The 25,341-nt window shown below is 35.2% G+C and carries 25 protein-coding genes and 3 tRNA genes; 15 read left to right on the top strand and 13 right to left on the bottom strand.

The genetic code is table 11. The features are described from left to right. Positions 1-14 precede the first annotated feature (14 nt). Positions 15-695: a hypothetical protein gene (locus MG290_RS04215; protein ID WP_264562653.1), complete on the top strand. Its 681-nt coding sequence runs from the start codon at positions 15-17 to the stop codon at positions 693-695. Positions 696-731: 36 nt separating this feature from the next. Here the strand turns inward: MG290_RS04215 and MG290_RS04220 are convergent. The 3 genes from MG290_RS04220 to MG290_RS04230 all read right to left on the bottom strand — a co-directional run bounded on the left by MG290_RS04220 (position 732) and on the right by MG290_RS04230 (position 996). After that, a tRNA-Phe gene (locus MG290_RS04220) sits at positions 732-804 on the bottom strand. 23 nt (positions 805-827) lie between these two features. Then, positions 828-900: transfer RNA gene (locus MG290_RS04225), tRNA-Phe, on the bottom strand. Between the two features lie 23 nt (positions 901-923). Next, positions 924-996 (bottom strand) — tRNA-Phe (locus tag MG290_RS04230). Between the two features lie 119 nt (positions 997-1,115). On the opposite strand from MG290_RS04230, the gene MG290_RS04235 reads away from it, so the two are divergent. The 6 genes from MG290_RS04235 to MG290_RS04260 all read left to right on the top strand — a co-directional run bounded on the left by MG290_RS04235 (position 1,116) and on the right by MG290_RS04260 (position 7,753). Further along, positions 1,116-1,850, top strand: coding sequence for a type III pantothenate kinase (locus tag MG290_RS04235; RefSeq protein ID WP_264562654.1), 735 nt, complete (start codon positions 1,116-1,118; stop codon positions 1,848-1,850). After that, positions 1,843-3,114, top strand: a complete 1,272-nt coding sequence (locus tag MG290_RS04240; RefSeq protein WP_264562655.1) for a hypothetical protein — start codon at positions 1,843-1,845, stop codon at positions 3,112-3,114. The genes MG290_RS04235 and MG290_RS04240 overlap by 8 nt, the downstream gene beginning before the upstream one ends. Continuing rightward, the gene (lptC, locus tag MG290_RS04245; protein ID WP_264562656.1) at positions 3,115-3,666 is read left to right on the top strand and encodes an LPS export ABC transporter periplasmic protein LptC; all 552 of its coding nucleotides are present in this window, start codon (positions 3,115-3,117) and stop codon (positions 3,664-3,666) included. It begins immediately after the preceding gene. A gap of 400 nt (positions 3,667-4,066) precedes the next feature. Next, positions 4,067-6,184: a peptidylprolyl isomerase gene (locus MG290_RS04250; RefSeq protein WP_264562657.1), complete on the top strand. Its 2,118-nt coding sequence runs from the start codon at positions 4,067-4,069 to the stop codon at positions 6,182-6,184. A 93-nt stretch (positions 6,185-6,277) separates the two neighbouring features. Next, entirely contained in the window at positions 6,278-7,150 is an 873-nt protein-coding gene (fabD, locus tag MG290_RS04255) for an ACP S-malonyltransferase (protein WP_264562658.1), read from the top strand. 105 nt (positions 7,151-7,255) lie between these two features. Next, the gene (locus tag MG290_RS04260; protein WP_264562659.1) at positions 7,256-7,753 is read left to right on the top strand and encodes a hypothetical protein; all 498 of its coding nucleotides are present in this window, start codon (positions 7,256-7,258) and stop codon (positions 7,751-7,753) included. A gap of 281 nt (positions 7,754-8,034) precedes the next feature. Here the strand turns inward: MG290_RS04260 and MG290_RS04265 are convergent, their stop codons facing one another. Together MG290_RS04265 and ffh are read right to left on the bottom strand one after the other, a co-directional pair. Continuing rightward, on the bottom strand, positions 8,035-8,922 hold the full coding sequence (locus tag MG290_RS04265; protein ID WP_264562660.1) for a bifunctional 5,10-methylenetetrahydrofolate dehydrogenase/5,10-methenyltetrahydrofolate cyclohydrolase: 888 nt from the start codon (positions 8,920-8,922) through the stop codon (positions 8,035-8,037). Between the two features lie 106 nt (positions 8,923-9,028). Next, positions 9,029-10,372 carry a signal recognition particle protein gene (ffh, locus tag MG290_RS04270; RefSeq protein ID WP_264562661.1) on the bottom strand — a complete coding sequence of 448 codons (1,344 nt, stop codon included), beginning with the start codon at positions 10,370-10,372 and terminating at the stop codon, positions 9,029-9,031. Between the two features lie 310 nt (positions 10,373-10,682). Between ffh and MG290_RS04275 the strand changes: the two genes are divergently transcribed. From MG290_RS04275 to MG290_RS04295, 5 genes are read left to right on the top strand one after another with little or no spacing between them, the layout of a single operon-like run. After that, complete coding sequence (locus tag MG290_RS04275) at positions 10,683-11,645, top strand: DNA adenine methylase (protein ID WP_264562662.1); 963 nt, start codon at positions 10,683-10,685, stop codon at positions 11,643-11,645. A gap of 1 nt (position 11,646) precedes the next feature. Continuing rightward, the gene (locus MG290_RS04280) at positions 11,647-12,426 is read left to right on the top strand and encodes a DpnI domain-containing protein (protein ID WP_264562663.1); all 780 of its coding nucleotides are present in this window, start codon (positions 11,647-11,649) and stop codon (positions 12,424-12,426) included. Then, the gene (locus tag MG290_RS04285) at positions 12,413-12,718 is read left to right on the top strand and encodes a DpnD/PcfM family protein (protein ID WP_264562664.1); all 306 of its coding nucleotides are present in this window, start codon (positions 12,413-12,415) and stop codon (positions 12,716-12,718) included. The genes MG290_RS04280 and MG290_RS04285 overlap by 14 nt, the downstream gene beginning before the upstream one ends. 12 nt (positions 12,719-12,730) lie before the next feature. Continuing rightward, positions 12,731-12,955 (top strand): hypothetical protein, encoded by a 225-nt coding sequence (locus MG290_RS04290; protein WP_264562665.1) that lies wholly within the window; start codon positions 12,731-12,733, stop codon positions 12,953-12,955. Positions 12,956-12,981: 26 nt separating this feature from the next. Continuing rightward, positions 12,982-13,809: a DNA-methyltransferase gene (locus tag MG290_RS04295; protein WP_264562666.1), complete on the top strand. Its 828-nt coding sequence runs from the start codon at positions 12,982-12,984 to the stop codon at positions 13,807-13,809. Between the two features lie 173 nt (positions 13,810-13,982). Here MG290_RS04295 and argS read toward each other — a convergent pair whose 3' ends face one another. Further along, entirely contained in the window at positions 13,983-15,770 is a 1,788-nt protein-coding gene (gene argS, locus MG290_RS04300) for an arginine--tRNA ligase (protein ID WP_264562667.1), read from the bottom strand. 193 nt (positions 15,771-15,963) lie between these two features. On the opposite strand from argS, the gene MG290_RS04305 reads away from it, so the two are divergent. Then, the gene (locus MG290_RS04305; protein ID WP_264562668.1) at positions 15,964-18,372 is read left to right on the top strand and encodes an outer membrane beta-barrel protein; all 2,409 of its coding nucleotides are present in this window, start codon (positions 15,964-15,966) and stop codon (positions 18,370-18,372) included. Positions 18,373-18,511: 139 nt separating this feature from the next. Here the strand turns inward: MG290_RS04305 and MG290_RS04310 are convergent, their stop codons facing one another. The 7 genes from MG290_RS04310 to MG290_RS04340 form a co-directional block, all read right to left on the bottom strand. Then, a complete protein-coding gene (locus MG290_RS04310) occupies positions 18,512-19,444 on the bottom strand; it encodes a peptidylprolyl isomerase (RefSeq protein ID WP_264562669.1) in 933 nt (310 codons plus the stop codon). Positions 19,445-19,490: 46 nt separating this feature from the next. Continuing rightward, a complete protein-coding gene (locus MG290_RS04315) occupies positions 19,491-20,438 on the bottom strand; it encodes a transporter (protein WP_264562670.1) in 948 nt (315 codons plus the stop codon). 4 nt (positions 20,439-20,442) lie between these two features. Then, positions 20,443-21,507 carry a cytochrome-c peroxidase gene (locus MG290_RS04320; protein WP_264562671.1) on the bottom strand — a complete coding sequence of 355 codons (1,065 nt, stop codon included), beginning with the start codon at positions 21,505-21,507 and terminating at the stop codon, positions 20,443-20,445. 80 nt (positions 21,508-21,587) lie between these two features. After that, a complete protein-coding gene (locus MG290_RS04325; RefSeq protein WP_264562672.1) occupies positions 21,588-22,454 on the bottom strand; it encodes an MbnP family protein in 867 nt (288 codons plus the stop codon). 138 nt (positions 22,455-22,592) lie between these two features. Next, positions 22,593-22,934 carry a hypothetical protein gene (locus tag MG290_RS04330; RefSeq protein WP_413614620.1) on the bottom strand — a complete coding sequence of 114 codons (342 nt, stop codon included), beginning with the start codon at positions 22,932-22,934 and terminating at the stop codon, positions 22,593-22,595. A gap of 112 nt (positions 22,935-23,046) precedes the next feature. Beyond that, entirely contained in the window at positions 23,047-23,904 is an 858-nt protein-coding gene (locus tag MG290_RS04335) for a helix-turn-helix domain-containing protein (protein ID WP_264562674.1), read from the bottom strand. Positions 23,905-23,951: 47 nt separating this feature from the next. Continuing rightward, positions 23,952-24,320 carry a hypothetical protein gene (locus MG290_RS04340; RefSeq protein ID WP_264562675.1) on the bottom strand — a complete coding sequence of 123 codons (369 nt, stop codon included), beginning with the start codon at positions 24,318-24,320 and terminating at the stop codon, positions 23,952-23,954. A 73-nt stretch (positions 24,321-24,393) separates the two neighbouring features. On the opposite strand from MG290_RS04340, the gene trmD reads away from it, so the two are divergent. Next, a complete protein-coding gene (trmD, locus tag MG290_RS04345) occupies positions 24,394-25,074 on the top strand; it encodes a tRNA (guanosine(37)-N1)-methyltransferase TrmD (protein ID WP_264562676.1) in 681 nt (226 codons plus the stop codon). 24 nt (positions 25,075-25,098) lie between these two features. Further along, a complete protein-coding gene (locus MG290_RS04350) occupies positions 25,099-25,296 on the top strand; it encodes a DUF4184 family protein (protein WP_264562677.1) in 198 nt (65 codons plus the stop codon). Positions 25,297-25,341: the final 45 nt, after the last annotated feature.

Genomic DNA, 25,341 nt, shown 5'->3' on the forward strand with positions numbered 1-25,341 from the left:
AAAAATCTATTATAATGAAAAAAATTGTATTATTATCTTCTTTGATTTTGGGCGCAGGTTTGTCAATGAATGCTCAAGTGAATGAACCTAAGCCAACACCAGCTGGTCAACCAATTGCCACACAAGTAGCAACAGACAGCTTAAATACCACCACCAATAGCGTTCATACAACCACCACCAATACGGTTCAAAACAACTCCAATGTAGCTACTGCTACTGCAACTACAATCGGAACTGCTGAAGCGGCAAAAGCATCTTATGAAGAGGAGATTTTAAAAGCAGAAAAAGCCAGACAAAAAGCTGAAGAAAAATTAGCCAAACAAGAAGCACAAGCTGCAAAAAGAGCAAAGAAAAAAGCCGAAGCTGAAGCAAAAGCAGCTCAGAAAAAGCAGAAAGCACACGAAAAAGAACAAAAAGCTATTGCTAAAGCAGAAAAAAAAGAAGCAAAAAAAGCAAAAGCAATTGCAAAGGCCGAAGACAAGCTTAAGAAAGCACAAAACGACCTTAGAAAGGCGGAAATGAAATATGAAGAAGCCACAAACTCTTTTGAGCGTAAAAAACTAAAAAACAAATTAGACGCTGAAAAAGAAATCAAAGAGAAGTCTAAATTAGTAAAAATGGAAACCAAAATTTCAGAGTTGAAATTAAAAGTAAACCAAGAAGAATTAGATCTTAAAAAAGCACAGTTAAAATAACAAAAAAACGACCTGAAATTCAGGTCGTTTTTTTTGTGGTACCTCCAGGAATCGAACCAGGGACACACGGATTTTCAGTCCGTTGCTCTACCAACTGAGCTAAGGTACCGAGTAATTAAACTCAATAATTTGTGGTACCTCCAGGAATCGAACCAGGGACACACGGATTTTCAGTCCGTTGCTCTACCAACTGAGCTAAGGTACCGAGTAATTAAACTCAATAATTTGTGGTACCTCCAGGAATCGAACCAGGGACACACGGATTTTCAGTCCGTTGCTCTACCAACTGAGCTAAGGTACCGTTTTGCAAGGTGTATTACCTTTCAAAAGCGATTGCAAATATAGTAGCTTTTTTTAAACATTTCCTAATCTTTTCAAAAAAAATTTTAACTACCTTTGTTGATATATGCCCAATAAATTATGATTATTTGTATCGATGTTGGTAATACCCGAACTAAAGTAGCTGTGTATGAAAACAGTACGTTGCAGCAATTGCTTATTACCAACAATGAAAAATTGCTAAAAAATATTTCAAAACAAATTCAAGGAATCGAAAATTGCGTGGATATTATTCTTTCATCGGTAGGTAATTTACCCTCAACAACCATTGAAGGACTAAAAAAAATAGGCAATTTAATCACAGTTAGCCATAATTCACCTATTCCTTTTAAAAATTTTTATACCACTCCTAACACTTTGGGAATAGACCGAATTGTTCTAACAGCCGGATCGGTTTTGAAATATCCTAAGCAAAACCGTTTGGTGATTGATGCCGGAACTTGCATCACATATGATTTTGTTAATAGTTTGGATCAATACCACGGAGGCGCCATTTCACCAGGTATCGGACTTCGCTATAAAAGTTTAAACGATCACACCGCCCATCTTCCCTTGGAAAAAATTTCGGAACTGCACCCGTTTGTAGGAAATTCAACAGCAACTGCTATTCATTCAGGTGTTTTGAACGGCGTTGTGGCTGAAATTGAGGCGTTTATCGAACACTTTAAACATCAAGATGAGAATTTAACAGTAATTTTAACAGGCGGAAATTCTGAATTTTTGGTAAACCGTTTAAAAAATAGCATCTTTGCAAATCCAAACTTTCTGCTAGAAAGTTTATTTTTGTTATATCAACACATTGTATCAAATGATTAGAAAAATTGTATTAGGAGTTGCTTTGGCAAGCACATGCCACACTTTTGCGCAGCAAGGTACTGCTTCTCCTTATTCTTATTATGGTTTTGGTGACCAACAATTTAAAGGGGCAAACGAAATAAAATCAATGGGTAGCTTAGCGGTTTATAGCGATAGCTTGCACATAAATACGTTAAACCCCGCTTCGTATGCCAAATTGCAAACCACCACTTTTTCATTGGGTGCTTCATACAAAGGAAACAACTTACAAAATGCAAACAGCAAAGAAAAAACCACAAGTGGATCTTTCGATTATTTAGCACTTGCTTTTCCGGCTGGGGATTTTAATGTTGCTGTGGGGATTATGCCGTATTCTTTTGTGGGATACAATATACAAAACACAAATATTAACGATAATGGAATGACCATTTCGCGCCAATATGTGGGTGAAGGGGGCTTAAACCGTACATTTTTAGGTCTTAGTTATAAAATTAGCAAAAACTTTAGTATAGGTGTTAATGGAGCGTATATTTTTGGAGATACCGAAACCAGCCTTACCAAATTTATTGCAGATAATGGCGAAGGTGTAGCGTTTGACCGTGGCAGCCGTATTAGAAACTTAAACAATTACAGTGGGTTTTCGGTAACCGGAGGATTGAATTTTGAACAACCTTTAAAGAATAAACTTAAATTGTATGCAAGTGCCACGTTTAGTCCGGAAATGCAATTAAAAAACGACCAAACCAAAACACTAGCAACTGTTCGATTAAGCACTCAGACTGGCTTACAAGAAATTGATGCTACCACCACACAAAATAGTAATGAAGAAATGCTTTTGCCCATGAACTATTCCTTTGGAGCAGGTATTGGAAATCATTTAAAATGGTTTGTGGGAGCAGAATATACAGCTAACCAAACTTCAAAATACAACACCTTTTACAAGTATGAAAACGCCACGTATAACGATTATATGAAAATTGGCGTTGGTGGATTTTACACGCCAAAATACAATTCGTTTACCAGTTATTTAGAACGAATGACCTATCGTGCAGGATTTAATTATGAAAACACCGGGTTAGTTATTAATCAAGAAGAAATTAAAGGTATTAATGCAAATATCGGTATAGGTTTTCCTGTGGGAAGATACAATTCTAATATCAACTTAGGATTTGAATACGGTCAAAAAGGAAATACCAACATGGGCTTGATAAAAGAAAATTATTACGGCGTAAATATTGGGCTTTCTTTTAACGATGTTTGGTTTAAACGCAGAAAATTCGATTAATTGAAAAAAAAAATTACACATATTGCCGCTTTTTCTTTTGTTTTGGTTGCATGTAATAACGATTTAAAAGACATTCAAAACCTAAACAAAAAACAATTGTATGCAACGGGCGAGGCCGATTCAATCAATGTGAAATATACCGACTCAGCCAAAATCAAAGCCGAAATGTATGCAGTGAAAATGCTTGATTATAGCAAAGCAAAATACCCTTTTAATCATTTTCCTAAAGGTGTTAAGGTGACTGTTTACGACAAAAATCGAAACAAAAACTACATCACCGCCAAACAAGCCACGGTTTACAACAAAACAGGAATGATTAATTTGGTGGGCGATGTGAAAATAACCTCGCACGACGGCAAAGTAATGCAAACGCAACAAATGTATTATGACCAAAAAAATAATTGGTTTTTTACTGAACATTACTTTAAAGTCACCGATCAAAACAAAAGCTTTTTTGAAGGAATTGGTGTAGATTTCGATCAAAATTTTAAAATTGTAAACGCACAGCAAAATCGTGCAGAATTAAAAGAAGTTAAAGATGAAAGTTTATAAATTTATTGCCTATATCTATCTGTTGTTTGGAGTTTTTTTTATCTATGATGCATACAGATCCTATACTCTAAACGAAAATTATTGGTTAAAATTAGCCTTGGCAGGGATGGCCATTTTTATGTTTATATTTAGGTTGCGAAGCATGCGTAAATTGCCTCAAAATAAACAATAACACACTTTGTATAGCAATTTTGCTGGCAGTTACAGATTCCTTTTGCAAAAAAAATCATCAGTATAGCAGCTAAAATTTTTTTTTTTACCGACAAACACCCGAATTACAACGATTTTACAATCAAAAATAGAATAATGCACTAAAAAAAGTGCATTTTTTTTTATTCTCTTTTTTTATTAGACAGATAATTGTATTTTCGCTCATTGAAAAAATTACACATTCATAAAAATGGCAGTTTTACAGAAAATTAGAGAAAGATCAGGTTTGCTTATTGGCGTAATCGGATTTTGTTTACTAGCATTCGTTGCTGGAGATTTATTAACAGGTGGATTAAGCTTTAATTCTCGCAATGTGGGAGAAGTTAACGGAGTTGATATTTCTGCAATGGAATATAGTAATAAGGTTGCAAACCTTGAAAAAAATGGTCAAGGAAAAGGCGCACAATTATACAACCAAGTTTGGACCAACGAAGTGCGCACCATTTTGTTTACCGAGCAATTAGAACAAGCAGGATTGCGTTTGGGCAAAGATCAATTGATCAATGTAATTAAAACACACCCAAGTTTTTCGCAAAACCCTCAGTTTTTAAATGAAGCTGGTCAATTCGATATGAACAAATTCAACAGCTTTTTGGCTCAAATGAAAGCAGCAGGCGCTCAACAATGGAACGCTTGGTTAGATTACGAAAAACAATTGGGCATTTTTGCAAAAGAACAAATGTACTTAAACATGATTAAAGGTGCAATTGTAACTACTACTGCAGAAGCTAAAATGGCTTATAAAAATGAGGCTACAAAAGTTTCTTTTGACTATGTAACACTTCCTTACACTTCTGTAAACGACGAGCAAGTTAAAGTTACGGATGCGGAGATTGAAGCATACATTAAAAAATATCCAAAACAATTCAAAGCTACACCGTCGCGCAAAGTAGAATATGTTTTTATTGCCAACAAACCATCTAAAGAAGATGAAGCTGCTTCAAAACAAATCATTGAAGATTTATTGAAGCCGTCTGTGGTGTTTAATAAAAATACCAATAAAAATGATACCATTTCTGGATTTGCAAAAGCAACAGATGTGAAAGCTTTTGTAAACCAAAATTCAGATGTGCCTTTTGATTCTACTTATTATGCAAAAGAACAATTGCCGGTGGAACATGCTGAAAAAATCTTCAACACGCCAGTTGGTACCATATACGGACCTTATGTGTTTAATGATTACTATGCAGTTTCTAAAGTAGTAGCAAAGAAAAACACAGCTGAAACAGTTGATGCATCGCATATTTTAATAGCATATAAAGGTGCTCAAAGAGCCGACGCAACGGTTACTTTAACAAAAGACGAAGCAAAAGCAAAAGCAGAAGCATTGCTGAAACAAGCACAAGGCGGTGCTGATTTTGCTGCATTGGCTTCAGAAAACACTAACGATTCAGGCTCAAAAGCTACAGGTGGAAAATATCCAAATATTCAAAAAGGACAAATGGTTCCAACCTTTGACCAATACATCTTTAATAATCCAGTAGGGAAATTGGGGATTGTAGAATCTGACTTTGGTTACCATGTTTTAAAAGTTGATAAAATCAACGAAAAAGAAGGCGTACAATTGGCAACTATTGCTAAGAAAATTGAATCGTCAAACAAAACACAAGATGCTATTTATGCACAAGCAAATAAGTTCTTAGAAAGCGTGCAAAACGGAAAAGACTTTGCTAAAGAAGCAACTGAGCAAGGTTTGGTATCTTTCCCAGCTACAAAAATAGATGCTTTTGACGATCAATTAACAGGCGTTGAAGGAGCGCAAACAGAAGCTGTTCGTTGGGCATCGAGCAAAAACTCCAGCGTGGGTGATATTAAGAAATTTGATTCTGCAGATGGCTTTTTAATCATTAAAGTGGCATCTATCAATGATACCGAATTAATGTTGGCTGAAGATGCACGCCAAATGGTAGAACCAATCTTAATCAACGAGAAAAAAGCAGCAATCATCCGTGAAAAAATGAACGGTAAAACGTTAGAAGAAGTTGCTAAAAATGCAAAAGTGGGTGTGGTAAATGCGATTGATGTTACAGGCGCAAACCCAATGGTAAACGGTTTCCAAGAACCTTTGGTTGTGGGGAATGCTTTAGGAAGAAAACCAAACGAAACTTCTCCATTAATCGATGGCCGCAACGGTGTTTATATGATTAAAACAAAAAACATTACAAAAGCTACCGATTTGCCAAACTACTTAACCTATAAACAAAAAGTAGGTACAAACAACCGCCAAATGGCAGAAAACATGGTGTTTAGCGCTATGTATCAAAATGCAAAAATAGAAGACAACCGTGCGAAAGTATTGTTGCAATAATAAAAGCAAAAAACTCTTGAAAAAGTCCGTTTAAAAAACGGGCTTTTTTTTATGGGTAAATTTGCTATTTTTGTACCAACAAACTAATTAAAAATGAAAGCATACGTATTTCCAGGGCAAGGAGCTCAATTTGTAGGAATGGGAAAAGATTTATATGAATCTTCTGAAATAGCAAAAGAATTATTTGATAAGGCCAATGAAATTTTAGGGTTTAATATAACTGAAATTATGTTTAACGGTACCGAAGAAGAATTAAAGCAAACCAAAGTAACACAACCAGCGGTGTTTTTACATTCAGTGATTTTAGCAAAAACTTTAATCGATTTCAAACCAGAGATGGTTGCTGGGCATTCTTTAGGAGAATTTTCTGCCTTGGTTGCAAACGGAACACTTTCGTTTGAAGATGCCTTGCAATTGGTATCAAAACGTGCTATGGCTATGCAAAAAGCTTGCGAAATGACACCATCAACAATGGCTGCCGTTTTAAATTTAGACGACAAAGTAGTTGAAGACATTTGCGCTTCTATTGACGGTGTTGTGGTAGCAGCTAATTACAATTGCCCAGGACAGTTGGTTATTTCGGGCGAAGCAAAAGCGGTTGAATTAGCTTGTGAAAAAATGAAAGAAGCCGGTGCAAAACGTGCATTGATTTTACCGGTTGGCGGTGCATTTCACTCACCAATGATGGAGCCTGCTCGTGAGGAATTAGCCGCAGCTATTGAAGCCACTACTTTTCACACGCCTATCTGTCCGGTGTATCAAAACGTAACTGCTAGTGCCGTTTCAGATGCAGCAGCAATCAAGAAAAACTTAATCACACAGCTTACTGCACCTGTTCGTTGGACGCAATCGGTGCAACAAATGATTGCCGATGGTGCTACATCTTTTACCGAAGTAGGTCCAGGAAAAGTGCTAATGGGTTTAATCAATAAAATCAACAAAGAGGTGGAAACTATAAAAGCATAATCACTCCAAACGACTTCCGATAAAGAAGTCGTTTTTTTTTATCTTTAACAAAAAATAGAGATGAAGTTTTTTAAATTGCTTACACTGCTCCTATTCATAAGCTGTGTGCCTAAAGAAGATACAACGAGTTTAGATTTTGTAAAAATAGATATTTTAGCAATTCAACAGCATATTCCAGCATCTATAACACTTGATTTTAAAAGTAAATCTATTTCATTTAGCGATTTAACACAAATGACCATTATTCCAGAAGATTGTGCTTGTGCCTTTGAAACCCTAAACCCTTCTGTGGATTTTGAATATATTCATTTGAATGACTCTGATTTCAATCATGCTAAGGTATTGTTTGGAAAGATCTTTGCTTCTGAAATTAAAAAAATAAACACCGAATTCCGTAAAAATAAAGATACTTTAAGTTACCAATACGGTGAAGAAACAAGATACAGAGTCAGCTTTGCAAAAGACACCATTAAATTTTCTACTGATGATTTTTTGATTATAGATTACAACAATCAACGTGCTGTTTATGAGCTTTTAAAGATTATTAAAAAAAACACCAAATCAAGTCATAATAAAAAGTTTATTGAATCTTTTTCGTTTTGAATATTTCCCGCTAGAAAATTATCGTTAGCTCCTTTAGAACCATGACAATCTAGACAAAATTTATCCTATAATACTTCACCAGTCTTTTCAAGTTTGTAGGAGTTGTCTTTAAATACATAATCATTTGAAACATTCTTTTCAGAGCGATTACAACCGATATTTATCAAAAGAATGACTATTATTAAAAAAACAGTTTCTCATTTAAAAAGTATTATATTTCAATAAAGATAAAATATTCTTTAAATAAAAAAACCACTTTTAAAAAAGATGGTTTTTATGATTTACTTATTTTTCTTTGCTCTGCGCGCTCTTGCAATCAGCGTGTTTTTCATTAACATCGCAATGGTCATTGGGCCAACGCCACCTGGAACAGGCGTTATCCATGAAGCTTTTTCGGCAACTTCGTTAAAAGCTACATCGCCTTTAATTACGTATCCTTTTGGATTGGTTTCATCGGCAACGCGGGTAATTCCAACATCAACAATCACAGCACCTTCTTTAATCATTTCTGCTTTTAAAAACTCAGGAACTCCTAAAGCAGTAATCACAATATCCGCTTCACGTGTAATCTCCTCTATGTTTTGTGTTGCAGAGTGTGTTAAAGTAACGGTAGCATTTCCCGGATACGCTTTGCGGCTCATTAACAAACTCATTGGTTTACCAACGATATTAGATCGACCAATCACCACCACATTTTTACCTTTAGTTTCGATTTTATTGCGTTCTAACAATTGTAAAATTCCAAAAGGTGTTGCTGGTATAAAAGATTCTAACTCCAATGCCATTCTACCAAAATTTTCAGGGTGGAAACCATCTACATCTTTATCGGGATCAACCGCGTTTAAAACCTTTTGTTCATCGATGTGTTTGGGTAAAGGCAGTTGAACAATAAACCCGTCGATAGCATCATTGGCATTTAATTCGTTGATTTTTGCCAATAGCTCTTCCTCAGTTGTTTCTTCGGGCAACGAAACCAAAGTAGAATCAAAACCAATTTTTTCGCAGGTTTTTACTTTGCTGCCCACATAGGTTAAACTTGCCCCATTGCTTCCCACCAAAACAGCTGCTAAGTGAGGCACTTTTTCTCCACGTTGCTTCATTTGATCTACTTCGGCTGCAATTTCGTTTTTAATTTCTTCCGATACTTTTTTACCGTCTAATAATTGCATGTTGTGTTGTTGTTTGTAGTTATTGTATGAATTTAAAAACCTACAAGATGCGTCTTGCAGGTTTATTTTATATCAATGAATCTGATTTTTAGTTTTTGGGTGCACATTATTTCATGCCCATGCCTTTCATTTGCCCCATCATGCGCATTAAATTTTTGCCTTGAGCACCTTGCATCATTTTCATCATTTTGCTCATTTGCTCAAACTGTTTCAACAATTGGTTTACTTGCTGAATATCGGTTCCAGAACCTTTTGCAATTCGTTGTTTGCGTTTGGCATCTAGAAGCGATGGTCTTTTGCGCTCAATCGGTGTCATGGAATGGATAATTGCTTCGATATGTTTAAAAGCATCGTCTTCAATTTCTACATCTTTTAAAGCTTTTCCCACACCTGGAATCATTCCCATTAAATCTTTCATCGAACCCATTTTTTTTACTTGTTGGATTTGACTTAAGAAATCATCGAAACCAAATTCATTTTTAGCAATTTTCTTTTGAATTTTTCTAGCTTCTTCTTCGTCGTATTGTGCTTGTGCACGTTCTACTAACGAAATCACATCGCCCATTCCTAAAATACGGTCTGCCATACGGTCTGGATAGAACACATCTATCGCGTCCATTTTTTCGCCCGTACCAATAAATTTTATGGGTTTATTTACAATCGATTTAATAGAAATAGCAGCTCCCCCACGCGTATCACCGTCTAATTTGGTAAGCACTACCCCATCGAAATTCAAACGATCATTGAAGGCTTTTGCCGTATTCACAGCATCTTGCCCTGTCATAGAATCTACCACAAACAAGGTTTCGTGTGGTTTGATAGCCGCATGCACGTTTGCAATTTCGTTCATCATTTCTTCATCAATGGCTAAACGACCAGCAGTATCGACAATTACTACGTTAAAACCGTTTTTCTTTGCATAATCAATTGCGTTTGTTGCAATAGAAACTGCATTTTTGTTTTCTGGTTCAGAATAAACCTCCACACCAATTTGATCGCCCACCACATGCAACTGATTAATAGCAGCCGGACGGTAAATATCACACGCAACCAATAAAGGTTTCTTGGTTTTCTTGTTTTTTAAATAGTTTGCTAATTTGCCCGAGAAAGTGGTTTTACCCGAACCTTGTAAACCCGACATTAAAATAACGCTCGGCGTGCCCGAAAGATTGACCCCAACAGCATCGCCACCCATTAATTCGATTAATTCGTCTTTAACGATTTTAACCATTAATTGACCTGGTTGCAACGTAGTTAAAACATCTTGACCAATAGCTTTTTCTTTTACTCTGTTGGTAAACTCTTTGGCAATTTTAAAGTTCACATCGGCATCAAGCAACGCACGACGCACTTCTTTTAAAGTCTCGGCAACGTTAACTTCGGTGATTTTTCCGTGACCTTTTAATATATGAAAGGCTTTGTCTAATTTATCGCTTAAATTATCAAACATACTTTTTGGTATTATAACTAAAGTGCAAATATACAATAAAGTAAAAGATGTATCAAGATTTTGTTTCAGTTACTATTTTTTTATCTATGAAGCAAAAAACAAATGAGAATGAAAACTAGATAATCAATTTTAGTTTTATAGCATTATTTTTAATGTAATATCTTGTCTTTTAAAACCCAAAGATTCGTAAAATATATTATTTAGGACTATTATCAGCCAAATGCCTTAAAATTAAAGTCTAAACTATATTCTTAAAAAAAATTAAATTGTAAATTTGAGGCGTATAAGCGCTTAACTGAATTAAATTACAATGACAGATATAAAAATAGCAAAACCTTTTTTAAAGTGGGCAGGTGGGAAAACACAGCTAATAAATGACATTGAAAAAGCTTTACCGACAAAAATAACAAAAGAAAACTTCACATACATCGAGCCGTTTGTTGGTAGCGGTGCAGTTCTTTTTTGGATGCTAAACAACTTTCCAAAACTTGAAAAAGCTGTAATAAACGACATCAATGAAGATTTAATAAATACATACAAAACCATTGCTTCAAATCCAAAAGAATTGATTTCAATTCTTGAAATTCTACAAAATGAATTCCACAATTTAGAAGGAAACGAAGACAATAAAAAACTCTATTACTACCAAAAAAGAGAGTTGTACAATTTGAGAAAAGAAGAACAAAGCGGACAAGCCGCTTTGTTTATATTTCTAAATCGTACTTGCTTTAATGGACTTTACAGAGTAAATCGCAAGAATGAATATAATGTTCCGATGGGCGGTTATAAAAAACCAACAATTTGTGATAGAGAAAACATTTTAGCCGTTAGTAATGCATTACAAAAAGTAGAAATTTTATGTGGAGATTTTGAACAAACTCTTAATTATACTTGTGAAAAATCATTATTTTATTTTGATCCACCATACAAGCCATTGAGCGAAACTTCAAGTTTTAATTCATACGCAAAAGATGAGTTTAACGATAACGAACAAATTCGCTTAAAAGAGTTTTGCACAAAATTAGATGCATTAAACCATACTTGGATTTTAAGTAATTCAGATGTAAAAGGAAAAAACGCAAATGATAATTTCTTTGACGATTTATATTCAGATTTTTCGATTTCCAGAGTAAATGCGAAAAGGAACATTAACGCTTATCCTGAAAAATTTTATTTGGGCGTTCCCTTCGGTCGGGCTTTCCGTTCCAATCTTTTTGTTCGTTCCTCACAAAAAGGATTTCCACTACAATCCCTAACGCAATTGGCTGCATAAAATGAATTTAGCGTTTAATACAAATTTAGCTCACGGATATACGAGTAATTCTCAAATAGCAAGACTTCTAACTGAAAATTGGGTTTTGAATAATTCGTATTGTCCAAGTTGTGGCGAAATTCCATTGAATGAATTTGAAAACAATCGTCCAGTTGCAGATTTTTATTGCAAAAAATGTAGTGAAGAATTTGAATTAAAAAGCAAAAGTGGTAAACTATCAAACACAATAACGGATGGAGCCTATTCTACAATGATTGAAAGAATTAATTCAGATAATAATCCAAATTTTTTCTTTTTAACTTATACGAAAAATTGGACTGTAAATGATTTTCTAATCATTCCTAAGCAGTTTTTTACATCTGAAATAATTATCAAACGACCACCATTAGCAGAAACAGCGAGAAGAGCAGGTTGGATTGGTTGTAATATTGACATATCAAAAGTAGCAGATGCTGGAAAAGTCTTTTTGATTAAAAATGCAAAAACAATTAATCAAGAATTTGTAAAAGAAACTTTCAACAAAACATTATTTTTAAGAACAAAAAGTAAAGATGCAAAAGGTTGGATTTTAGATGTTATGAATTGTGTTGATTTGATTAAAAAAGAAACTTTTACTCTTGATGAAATCTACAAATTTGAGCAAAAGCTAAAAATCAAATATCCAAATAATAATTTTATCAAAGACAAAATCAGACAACAACTTCAACTTTTAAGAGATAAAGGAATTATTGAGTTTGTGGGACGTGGAAATTATAAAAAAGTAAACTATGGAAACATTTAAAGTTGAAATTCAAGAATTATTATCAAGAACTATTGATATTAAAGCACAAAACATTGAAGAAGCAATAGAGAAAGTTACTGGAATGTACAATTCAGAAGAAATAGTTTTGGATTATGATGATTTTAAAAAAAGAGAAATCATCCCATTTGAATTAATGGAGGAAAAAGCTAATTTAACAAAAGAAATTATTGGTTATTTATATCGAGAAGAAAAAAAGCATTTTGAAGAATTAGATGAACCTAATGACCATATTTTTCTTAAATTACAAAGGTTAAAAACACTAATTGATTAATTTTACATAACAATGGAAGATCCAAGAGTAATTTTACAACAAGAATTAATAAAAGTTGGTATTTCAGAAATTAATGCAAATGTAATCGCATTAGATGCCGGAAGTTCTCAAGTTTCTGTTAATAGTGAATATTTAAATAATTTTCAATATTCAAAAATAACAAAGAAAATGACACTTGATATAGTTGAAAAGTTCTATTCAGGAGAATTATTTGAAGATATTGAAATAGAAGATTAATATTTTATCTTCTTCACGGAGATACAATGGATCTTTTACCTCAATTTGACCACAAGTTTGATATGATCTTTGCAGATCCACCCTATTTTTTATCAAACAATGGACTTTCAATACAAAGCGGAAAAATTGTAAGCGTAAACAAAGGAAAGTGGGACAAATCTGAAGGATTTGAATATATAAACGACTTCAATCGAAAATGGCTTTCATTAGTTCGTGACAAAATGAAAGACGATGCCACAATTTGGATTAGCGGAACAATGCACAACATTTTTTCGGTTGGACAAATTCTAAATGAATTGGGTTTTAAAATTTTGAATGTAATCACTTGGGAAAAGTCAAATCCACCGCCAAATTTTTCATGTAGATATTTTACCTATTCGACTGAACAAATTATTTGGGCAAGAAAAAGTGAAAAAGTTCCTCATTATTTCAATTATGAATTAATGAAAAAACTCAACGGCGACAAACAGATGAAAGATGTATGGAAATTGCCAGCAATTGCACCTTGGGAAAAATCGTGCGGAAAACATCCAACACAAAAGCCTTTGTCAGTCTTAACAAGACTTATTTTGGCTTCAACAAAGCCAAATGCTTGGATTTTAGACCCGTTTGCTGGAAGTTCAACAACAGGAATAGCCGCTAACTTGGCAAATAGACGATATTTAGGAATTGACCAAGAAGAAGAATTTTTAGCAATAAGTAAGAATCGAAAAATTGAAATTGAGAATCCTAAAACATCTGTTCTTTACAGACAAAAAATTAATGGCTTCAATGACAAAAATGAACTTGAATTATTTATTTTAGAAGAACCAAAAGATCAATATAAAACAGAATTAAAACTATATAAGCGATAATTTTTAGTGATTATAAAAAAACAATAATTTATCTCTAAAAGATCTCTATTTAGGAAAAATAATAATGAAGTAATTAATAAGAAAGAATATTATTTCGAAATATACTAAAAAAAGAAAATTCAACAAAAAAACAACAAAAAACGCCCCTTTTAAAAGAGGCGTTTTCGTATTTTTTACATTCTATTCGGAACGTGAATTCCCAATAAAGCAAAGGCGTTTTTAATGGTTTGCCCTACTTTGTTGGATAATTGCACACGGAATACTTTTTTATCGTGATTTGATTCTCCTAAAATAGAAACCGACTGATAAAACGAGTTGTATTCTTTAACCAAATCGTAGGTGTAATTTGCAATTAATGCCGGACTGTATGTTTTGGCTGCTTGCTGAATCACTTCGGGAAACTGAGCTATTATTTTAATTAATTCTTTTTCTTTTTCGTGAAGAGCTACTTCGCTATCGTTCAGTATGACCAAACTGTAATCAAAATCGGCTTTGCGAAGAATCGACTGAATACGTGCGTAGGTATATTGAATAAACGGACCTGTGTTTCCTGCAAAATCTACCGATTCTTTAGGATCGAACAAAATTCGTTTTTTAGGATCTACTTTTAAAATGTAATATTTCAACGCACCTAAACCAATGGTTTGGTACAAACTTTCTTTTTCTGTGTTCGATAAACCTTCTAACTTACCTAATTCTTCTGAAATTTCTTTGGCAGTCACGGTCATATCGTTCATTAAATCATCGGCATCAACAACGGTTCCTTCACGCGATTTCATTTTCCCCGAAGGTAAATCAACCATTCCGTACGATAAATGATACAGATGTTCTGCCCAATCGTACCCTAATTTTTTAAGGATCAGGAACAATACTTTAAAGTGGTAATCTTGCTCGTTTCCAACAGTGTAAACCATTCCGCCAACATCAGGAAAATCTTTTACACGCTGAATGGCTGTTCCGATATCTTGGGTCATATAAACCGAAGTTCCGTCGGAACGCAACACTAATTTCTCATCTAAACCTTCAGCAGTTAAATCAATCCAAACCGAATGATCTTCTTTTTTATAGAAAATTCCTTTTGCCAAACCTTCTTCCACCACATCTTTCCCCAACAAATAGGTATTGCTTTCGTAATAATTACAGTCGAAATCTACACCGATATTTTTATAAGTCGCTTCGAAACCATCGTAAACCCATTGGTTCATTTTCTCCCAAAGTGCCACAACCTGCTCATCGCCTGCTTCCCATTTACGAAGCATTTCCTGAGCTTCTAAAATAAGCGGCGCCTGTTTTTTGGCTTCGTCTTCCGTTAAGCCTTTTTCTATTAATTGATTGATTTCGTTTTTATACGCTTTGTCAAATTCTACATAATAATTTCCAACCAGCTTATCGCCTTTTAAACCTGTAGATTCTGGTGTTTCGTTATTTCCGAATTTTTCCCAAGCCAACATTGATTTACAGATATGAATTCCACGATCGTTGATAACCTGTGTTTTATATACTTTTTTACCGGCTGCTTTTAAAATTTCGGCTATAGAATATCCTAACAAAACATTACGAACATGCCCTAAATGCAAGGGTTTGTTGGTGTTTGGCGACGCATATTCTACCATTACCGCTTTTGCATTGGCGTTGGTTGGTTGGTATCCGTAGGTTTTATTATCTAAAATAGCATTAAAAAACTGGCTGTAATAACTGTCGCTAATTACAATATTTAAAAACCCGTGAACAACATTGAATTTTGTTACCAAATCAACATTTTCTACAAGGTACTCGCCTATTTTGTTTCCTATTTCTGCAGGATTGCCTTTCAATTGTTTCACCAAAGGAAAAACCACCATGGTAACGTCTCCTTCAAAATCCCTGCGCGTAGCCTGAAATTCCACTCGGTCGATCGTTAAATCGAACAATTGTTGAACTGCTTGCTTAATGTACGGCGTTAAAATTTCTTGTAAAGACATTGTTTTAAATTTTTTAATTAAGGTGCAAAGATAAAACTTTTCGGCTGGTTTTAATTTACTAAAACACAGTGCAGAATTTTTTTTTGTTTTGGTGTAACATTTTAAATCAACCGCACACTAATTCATCAAACAATAAAATTAAGCGCAACCTGTTTTGGTGAACGCTAAAAATTCTTACAAAATAAAGACAAAAATGAAAAAGAAGTACGTAACCCTGTCGTTGTTTTTGGCTGTTTCAGTCAGCTCTTGGGCACAGCAACCAGCAACTGGTAACGGAATCGTAAAAGGAAAAGTTTCCGAAAAATCGACCAAAAATGCGGTGGGTTTTGCATCGGTAGCTATTTCGGCAAACGGACAAATTATTTCGGGCGATTTAACCGATGAAGACGGATCGTTCACTATTACCAATCTTCCAAATTCTCAAGTGGAAGTTTCGGTAGAATATATCGGATTTAAAACCTACAAGAACACTATTGATTTATCGACCCAAAAAACGATTGATCTTGGTATGATTTCGTTAGAAGTAGATGAGGAAGTTTTAGATGCCGTTGTGATAAACGCAGAACGCAGCACCATGGAACAATTGGTTGACCGAAAAGTGATTCGTGTGGGGAAAGATTTATCTACCGCAGGTGCCACAGCATCGGATATTATGAACAATATTCCTTCGGTAAACGTGGATCAAGATGGAAATATCTCCATGCGCGGCAATGAAAATGTTCGTGTTTTGATTGATGGAAAACCTACGCATTTAGATCCAAAAACGTTGTTAAAACAGATTCCTTCTAATTCAATCGATAAAATTGAGTTGATTACCAACCCGTCTGCAAAATACAACCCGGAAGGAATGAGCGGTATGATTAATTTTGTATTGAAGAAAAACATGCAGGACGGTTTTAATGGAAGCTATAACGGAAACATTACCTTTGCAAGAGTTCCCAAATTCAATCAAGGTTTAGATTTGAATTTTCGCAAAGGAAAAATCAACTTTTTTGGAAATTACAATTATTCCGACCAAAAAACGCTGAATGGGGGCACAATGACGCAATTAGACGATAACAGTCAGCAAATTTTTGATATTGTGAACGACAACAAAACCCATGTTTTCAAAGTGGGGTTTGATTTTTATGCAAACGATAAAAACACGTTCTCTGTTTACACCAATCAAACCTATGCAGACGGAATTGGAACGGTAGCAAATACCATTTCGGCGCCAAACAATCCATTGTTTTTGCAAACCGATCAATACAATGGTACAAATGAATCGCAAATCTATAATGCTGCTTGGAAAAAATTATTTGCTAAACAAGGGCAAACTTTAGATTTTGAGGTCAATTATAACAAAACAAACAACGACCAAAGCGGAAATTTCGGAATTGCAGGAAATTCGCCAACACAATACAATGATAACAGCGACAATACAGTAGATGCAGTGCAAGCCAACTTAGATTATGTGCATCCTATTGGTGAAAAAACAAAGTTAGAATTAGGTGCAGAATATCGTACCACAACAATAGACAATACCTACAGAACAACAAATGTTATTGGCAACCAAACCGATTTTGAATACAAAATGGATATAGCATCGGCTTACGCTACCTTTGGTTCGAAATTCGATAAATGGGGGTATCAGATTGGGGCGCGTTTAGAAAAGTACAATGTAGAGGCAAATTATTTAATTGCCGCAGAAGCTGCCAATTTCAACGATGATTATTTAACCATTTATCCATCGGCATTTTTAAGCTATACGCCTACACAGACAGATTTTTTCCAGATTAGTGCCAGCCGCCGTGTAGATCGTCCGAATGTTTGGCAAACCAGACCGGTTCGCGATTACAGCACTCCGCGCGTGGTGCAAATAGGTAACCCTGAGTTGCGTCCGCAGTTTACCAATTCAGTAGAGTTTAACTATACCAAAATTTTTGGTGTGAAAGGAAGTGCTACTTTAGGAACGTATTACCGCATGATCAACGATCCAATTGAACGTACGTTTTATTTAGATACCTCATCGGAAGATGCAATTGCAGACCGAAGAATGGTTATGAGTTTTGGGAACTTTGATGAATCTACTGCTTATGGTGCAGAAATTTCTGCAAATTACAAAATCACTAAATGGTGGGATGTGCAACCAAGTGTGGAATATTATTACAGAAAACAGCGTGGTGTGGTAACCGTTTTAAACCCAGACACCAACGAAGGAGAATTGCAATTACGCGAGGTGGACAACGGTGTTTTTAACAGTAGGTTAAACAACAACTTCAAGATAACCAACCAGTTGCGTGCTTCGCTGTTTGGTTTTTACCGTGGCGATGCAGTGGGTGTAAACGGAACCATGAAAGCCATGTATAAAATAGATGCCGGAGTGCGTTACAGCTTCTGGGAAAACACAGCCAATGTAAGTTTGCGTTTTAATGATGTGTTCAACAACATGAGAGCAAGGTTTGAAAGCGATGCGCCTTACCGCCAATCAGGTACATTTACTTGGGAAAGCCAATCGCTATTCGTAGGATTTCAATACATGTTTGGTTCAGGTAAAAACCGAGCATTACAACGTAAAGCCCGCGATAAAAACGAGGTGCAAAACTCAGGAGGATTTTTTTAAAAACACCAACCGATTGATTGAAAATTCAGTCGGTTTTTTTTTTATTCTAAAAATTGCACTACTCCTTCCAAAAAAATAAACAAAAAGCGAGATTTCTAGAATCTCGCTTTTTAGTTATTATTGTTTAGGGTGTGGCGCGTTATTTAACATCAACCAACTCCACATCAAAAATTAATGTGGCATTTGGTGGAATTACGCCCCCTGCACCACGCGAACCGTATCCTAAATGTGATGGAATTACAAAACGCGCTTTATCACCAACGTTTAACAAAAGAATTCCTTCATCCCAACCTTCAATTACTTGACCAACGCCTACATTAAATTCAATTGGTTGTTTGCGTTTGTATGAATCATCAAAAACTTGTCCGTTGGTTAATTGTCCTTTGTAATGAACCGCTACTTTACTTCCTTTTGCAGCTTGTTTACCTGATCCTCTTTGAATATATTGGTAACGCAAACCGCTATCTGTTTTTTGAAATCCTGCTGCAATTTTATCCAATTCTGCTTCGACATTTGCTTTTTCTTCTGCCAATCTTTTTAAACGAGATCCTTCAAAAGTTCTGAAAGCTTCCACTGCATTCCATTTTTCTGCTTCATTGCCCACACGAATAATTTCCACTTTATCCATTTTATCGCCCGGTTCCACCGCATCTACAACATCTTGTCCTTCAACCACATGACCAAAAACGGTATGGTTGTTATCCAACCAAGGCGTTGCAATGTGTGTAATGAAAAACTGCGAACCGTTTGTGCCAGGCCCTGCGTTTGCCATAGAAAGAATTCCAGGCTTATCGTGTTTTAATTCCGGATGAAACTCATCATCAAACTTATACCCCGGACCACCAGAACCAGTACCTGTTGGATCGCCCCCTTGAATCATAAAATCGCTGATTACACGGTGAAAAGTTAATCCGTCGTAATACGGTTTTCCTTGTGAACGAGCAGTGTTTTCTAAGTTTCCTTCTGCCAAAGCTACAAAGTTTCCAACTGTACCCGGCGTTTTATCATGTGTTAATTTTACTACTATTTCACCTTTTGGCGTGGTGAATTTTGCGTATATACCGTTATCCATAAAAAATTAATATTGTTACTTACAAAGGTATAAAATTATAGCTGCATTACAGCACATAATTGATATTAAACGCCAAACGGTAATTTGCTTCTACCCTACCTCCTGTTAAATTTTGACTGATTGGCAACATGGCATTCACCCCGGCAGAAATTTTTTTGTAACCTACCTCTACCCCTATTTTTCCAAAGAATATGTCGCCTGCAGTTCTTGGTACTTCTTCGCTAAATTCTTTGTTGGCTTGATAAGTTTCTCCGGCAACACCCAATTGCGGCACAAAAGCTATATCATTAAAATTGGTGTTGAAGAAAAGTGAGGTGCCATAATTGAATTGATTTCCAAATTGATAATTTTTTTCATTTTCGGTCTTAAAGATGTAACTTAAATTGGTGTTGAGTCCGTATTTTTTGAAACGAATGATGTGTTCGGTTGCCAAACTGTAATCCCAACTTCCGGTTCCTAACTGAAAACTAGGATTAATACTGCCGTTGTTTTTATTATCAAAACTTCCTGTTGGTGCTTTTACTCCTGCACCGATTAATAGTTTTTGCTGAATGGTTGCCGAATCGTTCTTGGTTTGCAATACATTATAAAACCCCATAATGGTTACATCGCCCACACCGCTTAGACTTTGATTTTCAGTAGTTTTAACACGGTTTAAAAAATGATACGGAGCTAAAACCATCAATTCGGTATTTTGGGTAACGGGAACACGTGCCCAGAGTTGAACTGTGTTGAAATTCTCATCAATCCACGGAGAATTATTAAAAACCCCGTCTTTGCTTTTGTAGCTTTGAAACATATAACGCACACCAACAAATTTTTCGCCAATTAAGGAGTTGAACCCCATACTACCTCCGCTCGCAGAGCAGCCACAAGCATCGCAATCTTCCAAAAAATAGGTATTTGATTGCTGTGAATCAGTGAATAAATTAGCGGTAAATTGACTGTAAACCGTTTGGTGAACAAGCAACAGAAATACAATTATTTTTTTCATTTGTTTAAGTTTTGTGATAAAAAAGTGGATTGGTAATAAACGCTTCATCGGTCAAGGTTTTTAAAAAGGCAATCAATGCTTCTTTTTCTTCAGCCGTGAGCGGAATACCTAATTTTTGATGTTGCTGCATGAATGGATCCAAATTGGGTGTGTTTTGAACGCCATCGGTATAAAAATTCAACACCGATTGTAACGATCCAAAACGCCCATCGTGCATATAAGGTGCTGTTAGGGCTACGTTTCGCAAACTTGGCACTTTAAATTTATATCGATCTTCAGGAAATCCCGTAACAAGTTCTCTGCCTAAATCATCTAATTTGGGATTGGGCGGCAAACCGTTGTTTCTAAACGAATTATCGGTAAAAACATCGGTTGCATGACACGAAGCACAATTGTTTTCAAACAATGCCAACCCTTGCAATTCTTGGTTTGTAAAATCTCCACCCGGTTCATTTCGAACATATTTATCGTATTTTGAATCGGCAGAAATCATAATGGTCATGAATTGTGCCAAGGCGTTTAACATATTTGCAGAGCTTACTTCGCCATTAGAAAATGCCGATTGAAACATTTTCACATACGTTGGATCTTGCTTTAACTTTTCAATAATGGCAGGAAAATTCTCGTCCATCTCCACCGGATTGTGAATAGGAACAATAGACAGCATTTGGATACTGTTAGATGCACCGTCGTAAAAATATTCGGTTTGAAAAATCATGTTTTGAACCGATGGTGCATTGCGTGTGCCGGTTAAATTATCGATACCATGACTTAAATCGTGTCCGTGATGTGTAAATGCACTTTGCTGTTCATGACAAAAAGCACACGAAATGGTATTGTTGCGAGACAACCGCGAATCGTAAAACAATTTTCTCCCCAATGCCACTCCGTTTTGTGTGGGCATATTATTAGAAATATCTTGCTTTATCGAAGGAAAATTAGCCGGAATTTCTAACGGAAATAAACTGTCTGCCGGAATATCTTCATACGCCTCATCGGCACTGCATGACATAAAAACACAAACCAACAAAACACCAGCTGCTTTCTTGAAAAATTTACTATAAAACATACGAATGGTTTATATAGAAGCATTCCGGGTTGTTTTAAAAAACCCGGAATAGCTACCATTAAATTAACAACTAAAAACTATTAATGCTGTGTACCACCGCCGTTGTGCACGTGATCTACTGTAAACATTTGCAGTGTGTTTTCTGCAATTTTAATTAGGTTTTCACCGCCCATGATGCTTGCATTGGTTCCAGCTGCATTTAAATTGTCTTTTAAAACAATTTTATTGGTTCCGTCTGCAATTTTATTGGCATCGGTTATAATGTGTATGCTTGGTTTGTCGCCTTTTCGCACGCGTGCTGTGGTTGGTAAGTTTAGCGTAATTTCACGGTAATTATCGGTAGCGGTGTTGCTGCCTTGGTGAATTTGAAAGTTATACATTCCTGGTGTTCCAGTACCTGGTTCTTCATGCGCTGGATCTTCATGTTTTGCAGCAGTTGCAGGGGTAAATGTTCCTTCAAAATTAATAAAACGATACCCAGTGCTCCATGTCCATGTTAAGTTATGACTTGCAGCATAGTTCCAAAACTCTTGCTGAGCGGTTTCGCCTTCTAAATAACGTTGGTTATCAACCCCCAAACCAAATTTTACTTTTACGTAGTCGCCTGCTGGAATGTTTTCTAAACTAATTGTGTGCAAATCGGCTTCTTCGCTCACCACAAAATAGCTTTTTGCTTTTGGATACACATATTCGGTTCCGTCTGCCTTGATCAATATCACATTACTAATGATATAGTTGAAACGGTTAATAGTTAATGTTTCGCCGTTTGAATTTTTGTAAGAATTGCCCAAAATAAGTTTGTCACCGTTCACACCATTATCAAAATACAACTCGGCATCGCCAAATGTGTTTTCTTCAATGATTGATGAACTGTCGTCGCTGTTACATGCTGTTAGAAATAAACTAGATGCGAAAAACGCTATGATTGCTTTTTTATTATTTTTCATTTTTGATTTCATTTTTAAGAGATATTTTTTTCTATAGAATTAATGCTGTGTTTTAGGAAATAAACATTCGATTTGACACACAGCTATATCCTTCTAAAAAATTAGAAGAAAGGTATTTGATACACAAGTATTTTTATCTTAAAAATGAAAAATAGGTGGTTTAAAAATATGTGTAAGAAAAGTGAATTGGTATTGGTCTTGATTGTTTGCTAGATTTTTTTGAAGTACAATGATTTCTGTAGGAATTAAAAAATCTAAAACCGATAAGTTTTGATAGAAAACAACAGATGTTTCTACCGAAAAAGAATGCCTTTTATCTTCTGATGAGTCTGTTGCAGCAGTTTTTGCCATTTCTTTTTTAAGATGGCATTTTCCGTTGCATTCTAGCTCGGGTTTGTCTTTATTTACACAAAGTTCGTTTTTAATATAGTCATACAGCACCACATACTCTAAAACCGGAAGCACGGGCTTTAGCAGCATAAATAATGATAATATGAGTGTAGCTGTTTTCACGTTGCAAAGTTGCTTTTTGTTTCTCTTTATTCCAAATTATGGCACGATTATCTAAACAATTGGATTGAAAACCAAAAACTTACTTTGATTTTCTAAATTGTTCTGGCGTTTCTCCTGTTTCCTTTTTAAAAAAGGCACTGAAATAGGAAACATGATCAAATCCTAACTGAAAAGCTATTTCACTAACCGTTAAACTAGTAAAGTGTAAAATTCGTTTTGATTCTAAAATAATATGATTTCGGATAAAAGCACCTGCCGACACGCCAAAATGTTGTTTGCTGATTCGGTTTAAATAATTAGTGCTTATATGTAATTTATCGGCATAAAACGATGGCAACGCATTTTCATGAGCGTGCATTTTTATTAACTGTTGAAACTTTAAGGCCTTATCTTTGGCAAAACCTTGAGATATAGAAACTTTTAAAGGTTTGTAGTTTCGGTTGATTTCAATTAAAATGATATTGAGATATGAACGCAACGCTTTTAAAGCATCTTTTTTGTTTGATAAAAATTCTTTTTCGGCAAGACCAACCATCTCTTTTAATGAATAAAAGCATTGACTAGAAACCGAGATAAATGCAGCGTTTTCATTTTCTAGAAAAGAAAATTGATCCAACATATTTTCGTGATAACGCAACGAAAAAAAGGCTTCTGTAAAACAAATTACTTGGCTATTTGAAGTTGTTTTACAATCTATTTGGTTGATACTATTTGGTTTTACAACGGCAATTTGAAAATCGCTTAAAACATACGATTGATTGTTAATCGCAATTGTTCCACTGGCATTCTCGTTGATAAACACCATATAAAACCGAGCTTGATGTGCCAAACGAAACACCGGATTTTTTAGTGCATCATCAACAGAACCCATCCAAAAATCGTGGGCGTTGCCAGCAAACATGTCAATAGTACAAACGGGTATATTACCTATCTGCATGTATAAATGTATATTATAAGTTAAATAAAATGTGATTAAATCGATATTTAACTTAAAGAAGCCGGCGGTTTTAAAAGGAATTGATAAAAAGTGCTTTGGTATAAATTGCTGCGATCAAAATAGTTTTGAAACAAATCATCCGAAAAAAAATGATTCCATTGTAGAAAAGGCAATTCTTCACAAAAAACAAGTATGTTTTCTATCGAAAAACTGTGTGATGAGCTTTTCTCCTCCGTGGTTGCTGCTTTTGCCAATTCTTTTTTTAAATGACATTTACCATTGCACTGCAAAGCTTTATTTTCTTTATTGATACAAAGTTCGTTTTTAATATAGTCGTAAAAAACCACATATTCCACTACCGGAATTATGGGCTTTATCAACATAAAAAAAGCAAATAGTACAATAATTTTTTTCACAATGCAAAGATACTTCTTTTAAAAAACAAAACATATAAATAATGTTGTGTAATTTTGCAGCAAATATTTTTTTATGCGTATTGATATTATAACTGTTTTACCCGAATTAATTAAAAGTCCGTTTGAAGCATCGATTTTAAAAAGAGCCATTGCGAAAGGTTTGGTAGAAGTGCATTTTCATAATTTACGAGATTACAGTACCAATAAGCATAAAAATGTTGACGATTACCAGTTTGGCGGCGGTGCAGGAATGGTGATGAGCATTGAACCGATTGATAAATGCATTACCAAACTGAAAGCCGAACGTACGTACGATGAAATTATTTACATGACACCCGATGGCGAAACGTTGAACCAGCAAATTGCCAACAGCCTATCTATGGTTGAAAACATTATTATTCTTTGTGGCCATTACAAAGGCGTTGACCAACGTGTGCGCGATCATTTTATTACAAGAGAAATATCGATTGGCGATTATGTACTTTCGGGCGGTGAATTGGGTGCTGCCGTTTTGTGCGATACCATTATTAGATTGATACCCGGTGTTTTATCAAACGAAACCTCTGCCCTAACCGACAGTTTTCAGGATAATTTACTGGCTCCGCCCATTTACACACGTCCGGCTGAATACAACGGATGGAAAGTGCCTGATATCTTGTTAAGTGGAAATTTCCCTGAAATTGAAAAATGGCGTGAAGATAAAGCCTACGAACACACGCAAAACCGCAGACCCGATTTGTTAGATAGAGATTAATTTTAAAGATTAAATTATCTAAACGTGCCTTTTACATTTTCACATCCAGCAATAATTCTACCGCTCACCTATTTACCTAAACGATGGTTTTCGTATTGGGGCGATGGAGAAACAGATCATTCGAAAGTTCCACCTTATACTGTTAGATTTGTATTGTTAGTGTTCGTAATAATTTTGTTATATGAACTACTTAAATACTTGTATTATCTGATAATACATTGATGCAAAAAGAGGCTGTCCAAAAAGGATAGCCTCTTTGTTATACTA

This window comes from Flavobacterium sp. CBA20B-1 (genome assembly GCF_028473145.1).
In the GTDB taxonomy this organism is placed as follows: domain Bacteria; phylum Bacteroidota; class Bacteroidia; order Flavobacteriales; family Flavobacteriaceae; genus Flavobacterium.

What these genes read in the sequence shown, in the direction of transcription:
- MG290_RS04215 (WP_264562653.1), top strand. Translation starts at nt 15, where the DNA reads ATGAAAAAAATTGTATTATTATCTTCTTTGATTTTGGGCGCAGGTTTG.
- MG290_RS04235 (WP_264562654.1), top strand. Translation starts at nt 1,116, where the DNA reads ATGATTATTTGTATCGATGTTGGTAATACCCGAACTAAAGTAGCTGTG.
- MG290_RS04240 (WP_264562655.1), top strand. Translation starts at nt 1,843, where the DNA reads ATGATTAGAAAAATTGTATTAGGAGTTGCTTTGGCAAGCACATGCCAC.
- MG290_RS04250 (WP_264562657.1), top strand. Translation starts at nt 4,067, where the DNA reads ATGGCAGTTTTACAGAAAATTAGAGAAAGATCAGGTTTGCTTATTGGC.
- fabD (WP_264562658.1), top strand. Translation starts at nt 6,278, where the DNA reads ATGAAAGCATACGTATTTCCAGGGCAAGGAGCTCAATTTGTAGGAATG.
- MG290_RS04265 (WP_264562660.1), bottom strand. Translation starts at nt 8,922, where the DNA reads ATGCAATTATTAGACGGTAAAAAAGTATCGGAAGAAATTAAAAACGAA.
- ffh (WP_264562661.1), bottom strand. Translation starts at nt 10,372, where the DNA reads ATGTTTGATAATTTAAGCGATAAATTAGACAAAGCCTTTCATATATTA.
- MG290_RS04275 (WP_264562662.1), top strand. Translation starts at nt 10,683, where the DNA reads ATGACAGATATAAAAATAGCAAAACCTTTTTTAAAGTGGGCAGGTGGG.
- MG290_RS04280 (WP_264562663.1), top strand. Translation starts at nt 11,647, where the DNA reads ATGAATTTAGCGTTTAATACAAATTTAGCTCACGGATATACGAGTAAT.
- MG290_RS04285 (WP_264562664.1), top strand. Translation starts at nt 12,413, where the DNA reads ATGGAAACATTTAAAGTTGAAATTCAAGAATTATTATCAAGAACTATT.
- MG290_RS04290 (WP_264562665.1), top strand. Translation starts at nt 12,731, where the DNA reads ATGGAAGATCCAAGAGTAATTTTACAACAAGAATTAATAAAAGTTGGT.
- MG290_RS04295 (WP_264562666.1), top strand. Translation starts at nt 12,982, where the DNA reads ATGGATCTTTTACCTCAATTTGACCACAAGTTTGATATGATCTTTGCA.
- argS (WP_264562667.1), bottom strand. Translation starts at nt 15,770, where the DNA reads ATGTCTTTACAAGAAATTTTAACGCCGTACATTAAGCAAGCAGTTCAA.
- MG290_RS04305 (WP_264562668.1), top strand. Translation starts at nt 15,964, where the DNA reads ATGAAAAAGAAGTACGTAACCCTGTCGTTGTTTTTGGCTGTTTCAGTC.
- MG290_RS04310 (WP_264562669.1), bottom strand. Translation starts at nt 19,444, where the DNA reads ATGGATAACGGTATATACGCAAAATTCACCACGCCAAAAGGTGAAATA.
- MG290_RS04315 (WP_264562670.1), bottom strand. Translation starts at nt 20,438, where the DNA reads ATGAAAAAAATAATTGTATTTCTGTTGCTTGTTCACCAAACGGTTTAC.
- MG290_RS04320 (WP_264562671.1), bottom strand. Translation starts at nt 21,507, where the DNA reads ATGTTTTATAGTAAATTTTTCAAGAAAGCAGCTGGTGTTTTGTTGGTT.
- MG290_RS04325 (WP_264562672.1), bottom strand. Translation starts at nt 22,454, where the DNA reads ATGAAAAATAATAAAAAAGCAATCATAGCGTTTTTCGCATCTAGTTTA.
- MG290_RS04330 (WP_413614620.1), bottom strand. Translation starts at nt 22,934, where the DNA reads ATGCTGCTAAAGCCCGTGCTTCCGGTTTTAGAGTATGTGGTGCTGTAT.
- MG290_RS04335 (WP_264562674.1), bottom strand. Translation starts at nt 23,904, where the DNA reads ATGCAGATAGGTAATATACCCGTTTGTACTATTGACATGTTTGCTGGC.
- trmD (WP_264562676.1), top strand. Translation starts at nt 24,394, where the DNA reads ATGCGTATTGATATTATAACTGTTTTACCCGAATTAATTAAAAGTCCG.